15 protein-coding genes are annotated in these 12,886 nt (G+C 45.3%); 9 read left to right on the top strand and 6 right to left on the bottom strand.

The window, feature by feature from the left end; all coding sequences use genetic code 11:
• Positions 1-197: 197 nt before the first annotated feature.
• The 5 genes from QK890_RS12355 to QK890_RS12335 are packed head-to-tail and all read left to right on the top strand — an operon-like array spanning position 198 to position 4,909.
• Entirely contained in the window at positions 198-1,721 is a 1,524-nt protein-coding gene (locus QK890_RS12355) for an amino acid adenylation domain-containing protein (RefSeq protein WP_367627363.1), read from the top strand.
• 13 nt (positions 1,722-1,734) lie between these two features.
• Entirely contained in the window at positions 1,735-1,977 is a 243-nt protein-coding gene (locus QK890_RS12350) for an acyl carrier protein (RefSeq protein WP_005807656.1), read from the top strand.
• Positions 1,978-1,980: 3 nt separating this feature from the next.
• Complete coding sequence (locus tag QK890_RS12345; protein ID WP_223126647.1) at positions 1,981-3,363, top strand: MBOAT family O-acyltransferase; 1,383 nt, start codon at positions 1,981-1,983, stop codon at positions 3,361-3,363.
• An 18-nt stretch (positions 3,364-3,381) separates the two neighbouring features.
• Complete coding sequence (locus QK890_RS12340; RefSeq protein WP_367627362.1) at positions 3,382-4,473, top strand: hypothetical protein; 1,092 nt, start codon at positions 3,382-3,384, stop codon at positions 4,471-4,473.
• A gap of 43 nt (positions 4,474-4,516) precedes the next feature.
• On the top strand, positions 4,517-4,909 hold the full coding sequence (locus QK890_RS12335) for a hypothetical protein (protein WP_005807659.1): 393 nt from the start codon (positions 4,517-4,519) through the stop codon (positions 4,907-4,909).
• A gap of 152 nt (positions 4,910-5,061) precedes the next feature.
• Here the strand turns inward: QK890_RS12335 and QK890_RS12330 are convergent, their stop codons facing one another.
• From QK890_RS12330 to QK890_RS12305, 6 genes are all read right to left on the bottom strand, one after another.
• Positions 5,062-5,643, bottom strand: coding sequence for a Maf-like protein (locus tag QK890_RS12330; protein WP_220654094.1), 582 nt, complete (start codon positions 5,641-5,643; stop codon positions 5,062-5,064).
• 31 nt (positions 5,644-5,674) lie between these two features.
• Positions 5,675-6,196: an HAD family hydrolase gene (locus tag QK890_RS12325; RefSeq protein WP_122329861.1), complete on the bottom strand. Its 522-nt coding sequence runs from the start codon at positions 6,194-6,196 to the stop codon at positions 5,675-5,677.
• An 18-nt stretch (positions 6,197-6,214) separates the two neighbouring features.
• The gene (locus QK890_RS12320; protein ID WP_005780614.1) at positions 6,215-7,006 is read right to left on the bottom strand and encodes a Rossmann-like and DUF2520 domain-containing protein; all 792 of its coding nucleotides are present in this window, start codon (positions 7,004-7,006) and stop codon (positions 6,215-6,217) included.
• Positions 7,003-7,335 (bottom strand): hypothetical protein, encoded by a 333-nt coding sequence (locus QK890_RS12315; protein ID WP_005780616.1) that lies wholly within the window; start codon positions 7,333-7,335, stop codon positions 7,003-7,005. The genes QK890_RS12320 and QK890_RS12315 overlap by 4 nt, the downstream gene beginning before the upstream one ends.
• A 2-nt stretch (positions 7,336-7,337) precedes the next feature.
• A complete protein-coding gene (locus tag QK890_RS12310; protein WP_367627361.1) occupies positions 7,338-7,874 on the bottom strand; it encodes a nitroreductase family protein in 537 nt (178 codons plus the stop codon).
• A 125-nt stretch (positions 7,875-7,999) separates the two neighbouring features.
• The gene (locus QK890_RS12305; RefSeq protein WP_005780619.1) at positions 8,000-8,542 is read right to left on the bottom strand and encodes a carbonic anhydrase; all 543 of its coding nucleotides are present in this window, start codon (positions 8,540-8,542) and stop codon (positions 8,000-8,002) included.
• A gap of 116 nt (positions 8,543-8,658) precedes the next feature.
• Here QK890_RS12305 and QK890_RS12300 point away from each other — a divergent pair, with 116 nt between their 5' ends.
• From QK890_RS12300 to QK890_RS12285, 4 genes are all read left to right on the top strand, one after another.
• Complete coding sequence (locus QK890_RS12300; RefSeq protein WP_250713670.1) at positions 8,659-9,642, top strand: GNAT family N-acetyltransferase; 984 nt, start codon at positions 8,659-8,661, stop codon at positions 9,640-9,642.
• 211 nt (positions 9,643-9,853) lie between these two features.
• Complete coding sequence (mce, locus tag QK890_RS12295) at positions 9,854-10,258, top strand: methylmalonyl-CoA epimerase (RefSeq protein WP_005780623.1); 405 nt, start codon at positions 9,854-9,856, stop codon at positions 10,256-10,258.
• 125 nt (positions 10,259-10,383) lie between these two features.
• Positions 10,384-11,937: an acyl-CoA carboxylase subunit beta gene (locus QK890_RS12290; RefSeq protein ID WP_005821186.1), complete on the top strand. Its 1,554-nt coding sequence runs from the start codon at positions 10,384-10,386 to the stop codon at positions 11,935-11,937.
• 19 nt (positions 11,938-11,956) lie between these two features.
• Positions 11,957-12,871 carry an OadG family transporter subunit gene (locus QK890_RS12285; protein WP_005780627.1) on the top strand — a complete coding sequence of 305 codons (915 nt, stop codon included), beginning with the start codon at positions 11,957-11,959 and terminating at the stop codon, positions 12,869-12,871.
• The last annotated feature ends 15 nt before the right edge of the window (positions 12,872-12,886 follow it).

Here is a 12,886-nt window from a genome sequence, read left to right as displayed (position 1 = left end):
AAATCCCTATTCGGATAAAATGCAAATATAACGAATTAAAGAAGGAAAGCAAGGTTAAGAATGCGTTATCACACAATTAACGTTCTTTAATTCATTGCCCGTAGGGAGATCAGTTCATTTCCCTGTCTTTTTAATAAATGATCTCAAGAAGATAGAAGGAATTCCTAAACCCAAAACATGAATAAAAACTAATGGATATGACAACATCTCCCCGGAAGGATATTACCAATGATATTCTTTCCGCCATGCAACGTTATCCCGAAAACGAAGCATTTATCATTGACGATAAACATTATACTTATGCCCAACTTGGCAAAATAACAGCCTCCGTCGCCCATTCGCTATCAGAGATAGAAGATGAAAGAATCGGGATCATTGCGGAAAACCGGATTGAAACCTACGCAGCCATTCTGGCGGTACTGGCCAGTGGAAAAACATATGTCATTCTGCATCCTGCTTACCCGGAAGAACGTAATCTCAAAATAGCCGGACTGGCCGGATTGCATACTTTGCTCTGCACAAGCCATGTCGAACGCCCGGCATTCGGAACCGACCTCTTCAGAGTAATCAACACAGACAAGCTGTCGGAAAAAGCACCGTCGGAATTGTCAAGGCTGCAATTCTACCCGCCGGAAGAAGAAAGAAACGCTTATATCATTTTTACATCGGGAAGCACAGGCGAACCCAAAGGAGTCCCCATCACACGTGCCAATCTGAACACTTTTTATCAGGCATACGATTCTCTTAACTGGAACCTGGATGAACACGACCGCATGTTACAAATGTTTGAGCTGACATTTGACGTATCCGTCGTATCGTTACTTTATCCCCTGACTTTAGGAGCTTCCGTTTATACAGTGGCCCATCAGGATGTAAAGCATTTCAAGGTGTTCGAACTTCTGGAGAAGTACGAGCTGACCTTCGCCACGGTCACCCCCTCTCTATTACAACTTCTTTCACCCTATTTCGATGAAATCAGCCTGCCTGCTCTGAAATATCTGGGAGTATCGGCAGAGGCGTCGCAAACCGAACTGTTGGAACGATTCAGAAAATCGGTACCCAACGCAGAGTTCGTCAACCTGTACGGCCCGACAGAGGCTACGATTTACTGTACCTGTTACCGTATTCCAGCTTCCGGCACATGCAAGCATTACAACGGAATGGTGGCTATCGGAAAACCATTTCCCGGTATCCGCGTCATCATTGTTGACGAAGAAGGAAATGATCTGCCTCAGGGAGAGACGGGAGAACTTTGGGTATCCGGTCGGCAAGTAATGAAAGGCTATCTGGATGATCCGGAAAAATCGGCATCGGCTCTAATACACCGTCCTGACGGACAAATTTATTACCGGACCGGAGACCTGTGTATTTTAGACAACGATGGGGATATCATTTATTGCGGCCGTAAGGACTATCAAGTGAAAATACAGGGCTTCAGAATAGAACTAAGCGAAATAGAATACACCGCCCAGTCGTTTTTCAAGACTCCTTGCAACGTGGCTGCCCTTCCGTTAATCTGTGACGGAATTTGCAACGAACTGCATCTGGCAGTCGAAACGACCGAATGTGACCAAAACAAATTGATAGAATATCTGAAAGAAAAGCTGCCACAATACATGTTACCGAAACAAATTCATTGTATCCCTCAGTTTCCGGTAACCAATAGCAATAAAACAGACCGAAAAAAAATTGTTGAACTGATAAGAGAGAAGGAACTCTAAAAACAATATAAATATGAACCGAGAAGAAGTATTAAAACAACTACAAAGCATTTTCCGTGATATTTTAAAGAAGGACAACGTCTGTATCAGCGAATCATCCACCTCTCAAGATGTAGATGGCTGGGACTCACTGACCCATATGCAAATTATAGCCCAAATCGAGAAACGTTTCGGAGTACGTTTCAACTTTCGGGAAGTAATTAAATTCAAGAATGTCGGCGACCTATGCAGTGCCTTATTAACCAAAATGGAATAAATCATGCAGTTTCTCTCCTTTAGTTTCCTGGCTCTGATTACTCTCTGTTTCTTTCTCTACTATGCAGTCAAAGGACGTGCCCGCAACTTCATACTACTGGCAGCCAGTTGCATCTTCATCGGATGGTATTATCTGCCATTCCTGTTGACGGCAGTAGTGGTGGCACTGTTCACCTTCTTCTGGGCACAATGGATGGAAAACAGGGCGAAATCCGGGAAAAAGACCAAAGTAATCTATATCGCAGGAATCATCGGTCTGATAGGCGGATGGCTCCTACTCCATGGCACAGTGATAGATAACATCATCTTTCCACTGGGAATGTCATTCTACACATTCCAGGCCATCGGTTATCTGACAGATGTGTACTGGCAGGAGCAACGTGCCGAAAAAAACTGGGTAGATTTCCTGATCTATATGCTTTTCTTCATGAAATTCCTCTCCGGCCCCATCGAACGGGGTGGAGACTTGTTGCCACAACTGAAAGATCCTCGCCCGTTCATCTACTCGAACGCAGTGACCGGACTGAAATATATTTTGCTGGGACTGATAAAGAAACTGCTTATAGCCAATCAGATAGCCCCGCAGACGGATATCATGTTTCATTCGATCCATGACCTTTCGGGTGTCCAACTACTGATGACCTGCCTGCTCTATCCTATCGAACTGTATGCCGATTTCTCCGGCTATACGGACATTGCCATCGGAGGAGCCTACCTGTTCGGCATCAAGCTATCGCCAAACTTCAACCGCCCGTTTGCCGCACGTTCCACCGCCGATTTCTGGCGCCGTTGGCACATGTCACTCTCTTTTTGGGTACGCGATTATCTCTATGTGCCGTTAACCGCCGGTACCCGTAACTGGGGACAGTGGGGAGTCTACTTCAGCCTTATCATCACCTTTCTGGCATTGGGATTATGGCATGGCTCCGGATTAACCTTCGCCATATACGGACTGATTCAGGGCATATTGATCTGCTGGGAAATGAAAACCTCTGCTTTTCGCAATAAGTTGCCCCAATATATCGGGAAATATGCATCCGACAGCCTGTTGATAATCCGTACCTATCTGTTGTTTGCGCTCTCACTTATTTTCTTCCGTGTACAATCATTGAGCGATGCCTGGTATTTTTTACGGAACATCTCGTTCGAAGTACATTCTTCCTGGAAGGAAATGAACATCGGCATACGCGACCACAATTGCATTGTAGCAGGTTCGGCCCTGTTACTGGTATTGATCTATGAATATTATGCATCTAAATATAACCTGATGGAAACACTCGAACGCCAGCCCGCATGGCTACGGTGGAGTGTTTACTATCTGCTGGTATTCGCCCTGCTGATGTTAGGTAAGTTCGATACGGAAACTTTTATCTATTTACAATTTTAACCGAAACCAATTACACCCATGCTACATTCACCGAAAATCTCTCCCAAAACACGTTTCTGCCTGAAACTCCTGTTATTGGCATTACCGCTTTTCCCGATAGTGGCCATCTATTTCATTTTCGACCCTTATATGGTGCTGCACTCCTACAAACGATTCGATAACTCTCCCGTACTGCTCAACGAAGCGCATGTGGGATGGCAGAATTATCTTCAGAATCGTGATTCGATAGCCTATAACTCGTTTATACTCGGCAACTCCTGTACCATGGCATTCCTGACAGGAGAATGGGAGAAGTATCTGGATAAGGACGATCATGCCGTGCGCTTTTATGACAACTGGGAAAGCTTGGGCGGTGTGCGCCAGAAGCTTCAAGCGCTCGATTCCGTAGGTGCCCCTCTGAAAAATGTATTAGTCGTTTTGGATAAAAAAGCACTGGACAGAAGTAAGCCCCTGCCGGGAAACGACCATCTGTTTTCGGCTGAGGCAGCCGGTATCAGCCAGTTGGGATTCCATCTGAGATTTTTGCAGGAATTCCTCTATCCTGACAAAACAATTCCTTACATAGGCTACCTGATCGGACATAAGTATGCTCCTTATATGAAAGGGGTCATAAATCCGGGAGATCCCATTCGGGAACCTTACACGAACAACTTTATCAATCCCAGAGAAAAAGAGATCGGACAGGATGGCGAATTGTACTGGACCCATCATGAAAAAGAATTCAAAAAACGAACGGATGCAGGCAAAGAAGAACTGCCGGCTGTGTCTGTCAGCCAGATTCAAGTACTTCGTGCCATTAAAAAAATTTGTGATAAGCATCATACAAACCTGAAATTCATCATCGGCCCGGATTATTTTCAGAAAAAAACGAACCGGGAAGACATCAAAAGAATGAAGGAGATACTGGGTGCTTCTGCCGTATGGGATTTCACGGGAACTAATGAATATACAGCCGATATACATCATTACTATGATCCCGGTCATTATCGTCCTCTGCTGGGGGCACGCCTGCTGAAAGTTATTTATCAAGATTCGGCACCTGCCGGCAATGAAAACAACCCCATAGCAACATCAAACAACCCCAAAACGTCTTTTACACAAAACAGATAAATATATCAGAGAAAATAATTATATAACATCAAAAACTTAATTTATGAAAAAGATTTTATTATTAGTATCCATCTGCATTTCATGTTCATCTTGCTGTACACTATTCAGCAGTTCCAAACAAGACATCACCTTTACGGGAATGAATGGAACTAAAATCTACGAAGCATCGACCAAGCAGAAAATAGCGGAAATCAAAGAAGACAACAGTGTTACCGTCCAGATCAAAAAGAAAAGAGAAGACAAACAGTTATTGGCCAAAAAGGAAGGATACCAAACCACTCCCTTTGTCCTGGAATCTACTTTCAACAATGCCTGCCTGTGGAATATTTTATTCTGGCCCGGCTTCTTAGTCGACCTGGGCACGCAAAAGATGAACAAATGGGACAACACGATTATCAACATCGAAATGGAGAAAGAGAATACAGAAAACAAATAATCAACTCTCAGGATAATGACCGTTACACAACTCAAGTTACCATCCTGATCCCTCCAAGGCAATAAACACGTATGGCATTCTCCTCCTTCCGATGAACGAGGAAAATGCCATACGAAATCAAGCGATATGAAGTTAGCGTCAGAAACAGCCTCCTACAGTTGTTTCAACTCCCGGTATAGCCTCTGGATAGGAAGCCCCATTACATTGAAGTAACTGCCGGAAATGGATTCAACCCCGACAAAACCGATCCACTCCTGCACGCCATACGAACCGGCTTTGTCCATTGGCTGATAGTGATCGACATAATAAATAATTTCGTCTTCATCAAGTGTTGCGAAACGGACATCTGTCACAGCAGCGAAACTCTTTTGCCACTCACAGGTGGTGAGGCATACCCCGGTGATCACCTGATGGGACTTACCGGAAAGATTTCGCAACATCTCTATGGCATCTTCACGTCCGGAAGGTTTCCCAAGTGCCTTACCTTCGTGCCAGACTATGGTATCGGCAGTTATCAAAAGTTCCTCCGGGTGCATCGCAGACTGATAAGCGGCCGCTTTCTCACGGGCTATGAACAGCGGAATCTCTTCGCCTTGCAGAGAGTCGGGATAAGACTCATCGACATCAGGCAATGTTTTTACCACATAATCTACCCCCAAGCCGGTCATCAACTCTTTCCGTCGTGGAGAATTAGATGCCAATACGATTTTATAACGATTCAAGTTAGCAAGCATACTAATAAATTAAAGAGTTATATACTAAAAATCACCACCCGAAAGCATCATCCGACAACCATTTGCCTTGCGCTTTAAGTACTTGCTCCACCACATCACGTCCGCAACCGTATCCGCCGTCGGCATATGAAATGTAGCGGGCAACGACTTTCACCTCGGGAGCGGCATCTTTGGGACAACAGGGCAATCCGCACTCACGCATCACTTCCATATCGGGAACGTCATCGCCCATGTAGAGTATTTCCTCGTCCGCGAGTCCGTGCTTGTCACGGAAATCACGATAATCGTGTATCTTTATGGCAGAGCCTAAATAGAGATCGGATACCCCCAATCCGGCAAAGCGCTTCCGCACCGCATCGGTCCGTCCACCTGTGATAATGGCAATATGAAGACCTTTTTTCACAGCCAGCTGGATCGCATAGCCGTCTTTTATATTTACCGTACGCATCGGTTCACCCGACGGATGGAGTGGAATCACATCTGCACTCAACACTCCGTCTACATCAAAAGCAAGTGCTTTAATCCGGGTGAGGTCGTAATTGATAGTACTCATTCTTATTTATATTTGGGGTTAATGTCTTTCGTGGATACTTCGGCTAAGTAATTCATATAATTGTTGCATCCCGGGATCATCGGCAAGCATCCGCAAATGATTGCCGATGACGTTCTCGTCATAACGGATCGCAGGTCCCGTCTGTGCTGCTTTAGGTTCCAATTCGTGCACTTTACGAGCCGTTTCATCAATTAGCGGCAACATCACGTCGAACGGCAAGTTATATTTCTTAAGCAGTTCGGCGGCAAGGGCATACATGTGATTAGTGAAATTGCATGTGAACACAGCAGCCAGATGAAGGCTCTTGCGTTGTTCCGAATCGGCATCATATACACGGTTCGACAAGGTAGACGCAATAGCTTTCAGAAATGCGGCATCTTCGGTCGACGAAGCTTCTATAAAGAAAGGAATCTCCTTAAAATCGACTTCCCGTTGCTTACTGAAAGTCTGCATAGGATAGAACACCCCATAATGTGACGCATGTCCTTCCCAAATACTCATCGGAATGCTGCCTGCCGTATGCACCATCAATGCCTCTTTCCGTTTACCGGCTACGATAGCGGGAAGAAGTTCGGCAAAGGCGGAATCTTTGAGCGAAATGATATACAACTTTGCATATGGATTCACCTCTTCAAGGCTCGTCGTATACTCAGCTTCTACTTTCTGCGCCAGCTCACGGGCCGACTCTTCCGTACGGCTATATACCTGTACGATACGGAATCCTTTCCGATAAAGAACCTTTGCCAGATTTGTGGCAAGATTTCCGGCACCGATAAACACAATCGGTGTATCTTCTATACTTCTTTTCATCGTGTTGAAATCAAATACAATATACCTCCGATTATCAATAAAGCCAAGGGCAGCAGGTAACCGGACATCGAACCAAGCAGTGAGACAATCAAGCCGATATTCAGTACCAACCACAATCCGAGCAGCACCAGGCCGACGGATTTGTCCCGTTTGATAAACAGGAAAATAACCGCAGTGTAGAGCAAAAGATTATCTTTATTCATCACCCAGGGTATACCCAATGCAGAAAAGTGTATCAGTTTGTCTATCAGATAGAGCATCCCTATCACAATAAGGGTGACTGCCGTGGCTTTATATGTATCTTTATTGTTTGCTTTTACCGCACTCACCGCTACTTGCCTCCAAACTTATTAATATGGATTTTCTCCCATTGCAGATTATCTTCATTGAAGGGCTTGCGCTCCATGCCTTTGTGCCCGATCGCAATAATGGACAACACCTGTAATTGCAAAGGAATGTCGAGCACACCACGCACAAACTCATCGGAAGGCATTCCGGCAGCAGTATAACGCTCGCGTACCTGCACCCAGCAACTGCCCAATCCCAAGTCTTCGGCCTGAAGCTGAATCATGATGGAAGCAATGGAAGCATCTTCAATCCAAACATCGCTTGCCAAAGGATCGGCAGTAACCACAATTGCCAGCGCGGCATCGGCTATGAAAGCAGAAGCCTGCTCTTTACAGTGCGAGAGTTCGCTAAGCAGCTTTTTATCATCGACCGCGATAAACTGCCAACTATTGCTACGTTTAGAAGTGGGAGCCATCAGAGCCGCTTTCAGCAAAGCGACTACCTCCTCCTGAGAAAGTTCTTCTCCTGTAAATTTCCGCATACTGCGGCGTTTCTTTATCAGTTCACTGAAATTTTCCATATACTATAAATGCATTGTTTTTAATAAACGAACATTTACCGCAGACTTATACAGAATCATAATAAAAAGTCCGATCTGTATGAATCGGCATAACCGGTAATGATTTCCCTGCAAAGATAGGCAATTTATTCCACTCTCGTCAATTCACCGGTCAGTGAATCGATGATAAAGCCATGCACCCGGACGTCTTTCGGGATCAGCGGATGGTTCTCGATAGAACGGACCGTCCCCCTGACAGACTCAACCGGATCGTCGAAACCTCCCAGCCACGAACTGAAGTCAACACCGCAGTAGCGTATCATGTCGATCGTTTCAGATTTGATTCCCCGCTCTTTCATGTGGGCAATCATTTCATCACTGTTCATGTGGCAAGCACCGCAATCCGAATGGGCAATGACCATAATTTCTTCCACCCCCAGTTCGATGATGGCTACCAGCAAGCTACGGATGACACTGCCGAAAGGATGGGAAATGACGGCACCGGCATTCTTTATAATCTTCACGTCTCCGTTGTGGATTCCCAAAGCAGCAGGCAGCAACTCAGTCAGACGGGTATCCATACATGAAAGGATGGCGATCTTCTTATCGGGGTACTTGTTAGTAATATACTTTTCGTATCCCTTGTTCTCAACGAACTTTTTGTTGAATTCAAGAATTTCTTCTAACATAATCGAAACGGATTTTATTGTAGTATATCTACAAAGATAATCACAAAATAACAGGTCAACAAAATAAGCCCCGCAAATGTTGTAAAGAGAAATAAAAAATGTAAATTTGTCCCGATATGCCATTAAAACTGACTACATATTACCAAGGGAGTGAAATTCCGGATTTTCCCGGAACCAATACATTTCATTCAAAGGAGTTATTTCAGATTTATGAAGAAACTCCGGGCTACACTCCGCTCCTGATCATGGCTTCGGAAGATGGAAAACCAATTGCCCGGCTACTTGCCGCCATCCGCAAAAGCATACGCATGTTTCCTCCTTCCCTTATCAAGCGATGTGAAGTTTATGGCACCGGCGAATATCTGACAGCAGAAGCCGATAAGGAAAAAATATTCGGTGAAATGCTGGAGCATCTCACCACAGAAGTATTGCGGAGTTCGTTCCTGATAGAATTTCGCAATCTTGAAAATGCCATGTTCGGTTACAAATACTTCCGGTCGAACAAATACTTCCCTGTCAACTGGCTGCGGGTACGCAATTCACTACACGGCACCGAAAGTGCGGAACAGCGTTTCAGCCCTTCCCGTATCCGCCAAATCAAGAAAGGGCTGAAAAATGGCGCATCGGTAGACGAAGCACACACGATAGAAGAAATCCGCGAATTCTCGAACATGCTGCGACATCTCTACTCGTCCCGCATCCGTAAACACTTTCCCAATATCATCTTTTTCCAGCACATGGACACACGGCTGATCCACAGCAAGCAAGGTAAAATTTTCATTGTCCGCTACAAAGGAAAAATCATCGGAGGATCTGCCTGTATCTATTCAGGCAACGATGCCTACCTGTGGTTCTCGGGAGGTATGCGGAAAACCTATGCTCTGCAATACCCGGGTATACTGGCTGTATGGAAAGCTTTACAAGACGCACATCAAAACGGGTTCCGTCACATGGAATTCATGGATGCCGGACTCCCCTTCAAGAAACACGGTTACCGCGACTTCGTACTCCGCTTCGGCGGCAAACAAAGCAGTACCCGGCGCTGGTTCCGCTTCCGCTGGCAGTGGCTGAACAATCTGCTGATCAAAATATATGTCTAAAAATCAAGCATCCTCTGGGTTTAAAACCAAAGAAGAATTGGCTTGAAACCAACAATGCCTACCTTTTAAAGTTACGCCCCTTGGGTTTTAAACCTATTTTCACCATAATTAATTGCAGAAAAATTTCTTTATTAAACAAGAATTGATTTTCTTTGTGCTGTTTTATACCATTCCAAAAAGACGATTAAAACCAAAATTAAAAAATATAGTTATGAAGATTTCACACATTGAACACTTGGGCATTGCCGTAAAAAGTATCGAGGAAGCCCTTCCGTATTATGAAAACGTATTAGGTTTGAAATGCTACAACATCGAAACTGTAGAAGATCAAAAAGTAAGAACAGCCTTCCTGAAGGTAGGTGATACCAAAATCGAATTACTGGAACCGACATGTCCGGAAAGTACCATCGCCAAATTCATCGAAAACAAAGGCGCAGGTGTTCATCACGTTGCATTTGCCGTTGAAGACGGTGTGGCTAACGCTTTGGCAGAAGCCGAAAGCAAGGAAATCCGCCTGATCGACAAAGCCCCGCGCAAAGGAGCCGAAGGTTTAAATATCGCTTTCCTTCACCCGAAATCAACTTTGGGCGTACTGACCGAACTCTGTGAACACTAAAAAAGAGATACGACTTGACAAGCACAGAATGTATGATTGAAAACACCTTTGGTTATCAATTTTCAACCGTACATCGCAAATCGTCTAATCGTAAATATTATAACCCTTTAAATTAAGAAAAACTCATGAGTAACCAGCTTGAAAAAGTAAAAGAGCTTATTGAACTTCGCGCTCAGGCTCGTTTAGGTGGTGGCGAAAAGGCTATTGAAAAACAACACGCCAAAGGCAAATATACGGCCCGCGAGCGTATTGCACAGTTGCTTGACGAAGGTAGTTTCGAAGAACTGGATATGTTTGTTCAACACAGATGTACTAACTTCGGACAAGACAAGAAACATTTCCTCGGCGACGGTGTAGTAACCGGTTATGGAACAATAGAAGGTAGATTAGTATATGTTTTCGCACAAGATTTCACCGTATTCGGTGGTTCACTGTCGGAAACCATGGCACAGAAAATCTGTAAAGTAATGGACATGGCCATGAAGATGGGTGCTCCTGTTATCGGTATCAACGACTCGGGTGGCGCACGTATTCAGGAAGGTATCAACGCTCTGTCCGGTTATGCTGAAATTTTCCAGCGTAATATCATGGCATCGGGTGTTATTCCACAGATTTCGGGTATTTTCGGTCCGTGTGCCGGAGGTGCGGTTTACTCTCCTGCCCTGACAGACTTCACGCTGATGACCGAAGGTACATCTTACATGTTTCTCACCGGACCTGCTGTAGTAAAAACAGTAACAGGTGAAGACGTATCTCAGGAAGACCTGGGAGGTGCAAGCGTACATGCCAGCAAGTCGGGTGTAACCCACTTCACAGCCGAAACCGGAGAAGAAGGTCTGGCGATCATCCGCAAACTTCTCAGCTTTATCCCGCAAAACAATCTGGAAGAAGCCCCATTGGTGAACTGTACCGACCCGATCGACCGTATGGATGACCTGTTGAACGAAATTATCCCCGACAGCCCGAACAAACCGTACGATATGTACGAAGTGATCGGTGCCATCATCGACAACGGTGAATTTCTGGAAGTACAGAAAGACTACGCCAAAAATCTTATCATCGGTTTTGCCCGCATGAACGGACAGTCGGTAGGTGTGGTTGCCAACCAACCTAAATATCTGGCAGGCGTGCTCGACAGCAACGCATCACGCAAAGGCGCCCGTTTCGTTCGTTTCTGCGACGCATTCAACATCCCGCTGGTAACATTGGTAGACGTCCCGGGATTCCTTCCGGGCACAGGTCAGGAGTACAATGGTGTGATCCTGCACGGAGCCAAATTGCTGTATGCTTACGGCGAAGCCACTGTACCTAAAGTGACCGTAACCCTGCGTAAGTCTTACGGCGGTTCACACATCGTAATGAGCTGCAAGCAACTCCGCGGTGACATGAACTATGCATGGCCGACAGCCGAAATCGCCGTAATGGGTGGTGCCGGTGCAGTAGCGGTATTGTATGCCAAGGAAGCCAAAGATCAGGAAAACCCTGCTCAATTCCTGGCAGACAAGGAAGCCGAGTATACCAAACTCTTCGCCAACCCGTACAATGCGGCCAAATACGGCTACATCGACGACGTTATCGAACCGAGAAACACTCGTTTCCGCGTGATCCGCGCTTTGCAACAGTTGCAAACTAAGAAATTAACCAACCCTGCTAAAAAGCACGGTAATATTCCATTGTAACAAATAAAAATCGATTGTTATGAATAAGAAAAGAATCGGGATATTTATCGCTCTGCTGGCAATGGTTTGCATGGGGCTCAGGGCGCAAAGTGCCACCAGTCTGAAAATCAATGAAGTTTTGGTCATCAACGACCAGAACTATCAGGATGATTACGGACTGCACAATGCGTGGATAGAGATATTCAATACCTCTTTCGCTTCGGTAAATCTGGAAGGTTGCTTTCTGACGAACGATAAAAACAATCCGACCAAATATCCTATTCCCAAAGGCGACGTGCTGACGTTAATCAAGCCACGCCAACATGCTTTGTTCTGGGCAGACGGGATGCCTAACCGGGGTACGTTTCATGTAAACTTTACGCTCGATCCGGACAAAGAGAACTACATTGCTCTGTATGATTCCAACGGTAAAACTTTGATTGACGAGGTAACCATCCCTGCCGGTCAGCTTGCCGACCGTTCATACGCCCGTGAAAAAGACGGAAGTGCTAACTGGGTAGTAAAAGGTGGTGGAGAACATAGCTATGTCACTCCAAGCACCAACAATATGACTATCGACAAAAACCCGAAGATCGAGAACTTCAAAAAGCACGACTCTATCGGTATTGGTATGGCCATCATTGCCATGTCAGTCGTATTCATTGGTTTGGTACTTTTGTATCTTTCATTCAAGGCGGTAGGTAATATCGCTGTCAGACTGGGTAAGAAAAACGCAATGAAAGCCACCGGTATCACCGACAAGACGGAGGCGAAGGAGAAAAACCTGGGTAGCCACACAGGTGAAGAGACTGCCGCTATCGCCATGGCTTTGCACGAATACCTGAATGACGCTCACGACGTTGAAGACATGATTCTGACTATCAACAAAGTGAAACGCACCTACTCACCGTGGAGTTCGAAGATCTACACACTGCGTCAGACTCCGAGAAGATAATTACTAACCCTAATA

Origin of the sequence: Bacteroides sp. NGMCC 1.200775 (genome assembly GCF_040798045.1) — a bacterium.
GTDB classification, from domain to species: domain Bacteria; phylum Bacteroidota; class Bacteroidia; order Bacteroidales; family Bacteroidaceae; genus Bacteroides; species Bacteroides hominis.
Note: the sequence above shows the minus strand (reverse complement) of the source record. Positions and strands in the feature narration are given on the sequence as shown.

What these genes read in the sequence shown, in the direction of transcription:
- QK890_RS12335 (WP_005807659.1), top strand. Translation starts at nt 4,517, where the DNA reads ATGAAAAAGATTTTATTATTAGTATCCATCTGCATTTCATGTTCATCT.
- QK890_RS12355 (WP_367627363.1), top strand. Translation starts at nt 198, where the DNA reads ATGACAACATCTCCCCGGAAGGATATTACCAATGATATTCTTTCCGCC.
- QK890_RS12285 (WP_005780627.1), top strand. Translation starts at nt 11,957, where the DNA reads ATGAATAAGAAAAGAATCGGGATATTTATCGCTCTGCTGGCAATGGTT.
- QK890_RS12305 (WP_005780619.1), bottom strand. Translation starts at nt 8,542, where the DNA reads ATGTTAGAAGAAATTCTTGAATTCAACAAAAAGTTCGTTGAGAACAAG.
- QK890_RS12290 (WP_005821186.1), top strand. Translation starts at nt 10,384, where the DNA reads ATGAGTAACCAGCTTGAAAAAGTAAAAGAGCTTATTGAACTTCGCGCT.
- mce (WP_005780623.1), top strand. Translation starts at nt 9,854, where the DNA reads ATGAAGATTTCACACATTGAACACTTGGGCATTGCCGTAAAAAGTATC.
- QK890_RS12310 (WP_367627361.1), bottom strand. Translation starts at nt 7,874, where the DNA reads ATGGAAAATTTCAGTGAACTGATAAAGAAACGCCGCAGTATGCGGAAA.
- QK890_RS12330 (WP_220654094.1), bottom strand. Translation starts at nt 5,643, where the DNA reads ATGCTTGCTAACTTGAATCGTTATAAAATCGTATTGGCATCTAATTCT.
- QK890_RS12300 (WP_250713670.1), top strand. Translation starts at nt 8,659, where the DNA reads ATGCCATTAAAACTGACTACATATTACCAAGGGAGTGAAATTCCGGAT.
- QK890_RS12325 (WP_122329861.1), bottom strand. Translation starts at nt 6,196, where the DNA reads ATGAGTACTATCAATTACGACCTCACCCGGATTAAAGCACTTGCTTTT.
- QK890_RS12320 (WP_005780614.1), bottom strand. Translation starts at nt 7,006, where the DNA reads ATGAAAAGAAGTATAGAAGATACACCGATTGTGTTTATCGGTGCCGGA.
- QK890_RS12350 (WP_005807656.1), top strand. Translation starts at nt 1,735, where the DNA reads ATGAACCGAGAAGAAGTATTAAAACAACTACAAAGCATTTTCCGTGAT.
- QK890_RS12340 (WP_367627362.1), top strand. Translation starts at nt 3,382, where the DNA reads ATGCTACATTCACCGAAAATCTCTCCCAAAACACGTTTCTGCCTGAAA.
- QK890_RS12345 (WP_223126647.1), top strand. Translation starts at nt 1,981, where the DNA reads ATGCAGTTTCTCTCCTTTAGTTTCCTGGCTCTGATTACTCTCTGTTTC.